This window comes from Curtobacterium sp. P97 (assembly GCF_023712445.1).
In the GTDB taxonomy this organism is placed as follows: domain Bacteria; phylum Actinomycetota; class Actinomycetes; order Actinomycetales; family Microbacteriaceae; genus Curtobacterium.
This window is the reverse complement of the sequence record NZ_JAMAYF010000034.1, coordinates 1-663: the sequence shown is the minus strand read 5'-3', so window position 1 is coordinate 663 and position 663 is coordinate 1. Positions and strand designations below refer to the sequence as shown.

General features: G+C 70.6%; 1 protein-coding gene. It reads right to left on the bottom strand.

Translation table 11 applies throughout. The annotated features are described in order from the left end of the window. Window positions 1-562 (bottom strand): hypothetical protein (locus M3677_RS16785; RefSeq protein ID WP_066656077.1); only part of this gene is annotated, 562 nt, incomplete at its 3' end. Between the last annotated feature and the right edge of the window lie 101 nt (window positions 563-663).

Here is a 663-nt window from a genome sequence, read left to right as displayed (position 1 = left end):
ACTGGACGCGGGTGGTGCGTGCCAGTGCGGTGCGGGTGCCGCCGGTGAGGTGGACCAGGACCGGGATCTGTCGGCCGAGGGTCTGGTCGAGGGTGGTCAGGGCGTGGTCGACGGCGTCGAGGACGGTGACCGCGTCGCCGCCGCGGCGGACGTGGACCCGGATGCGTGCGGCGCGGGTCTTCTTGACCAGGTACGTGTCGACCTTCGCGGCGACGATGTCGTGGACGCCGGTGAGTTCGTGGTCGATGACGTCTCGCACGAGGGCGACGTTCACGGTGACCTGGTCCTCGCCGGAGCGTTCCCGGACCGCGACGCTGGTGCCGCCGCCACCGCGAGTGAACACCACGATCACGGCGAGGACGATGACCACCGCGCAGACCGCGGCGATGATCCACAGTGCCTGGTCGGGCACGGTGACCTGCTGCGGCAGCGTCAGGTACGGCTGGAGGGCGTCGCGGACGGGTTGCAGGACCCCGGCGCCGATGGTGACACCGACGATGATGGCGATCAGGCCGATCAGGAGCAGCAGGACCCGGTTGAAGCCGCGGTTGGTGGTGGTCATGCCAGGGTTCCCTTCTGTTCCACGGTGACCTGCACCGACGAGCCGTGCTTGCCGCCGAGGCGACCGAGCCGGTCCCCGACGGCGTGCTCGACGGCGCTGGC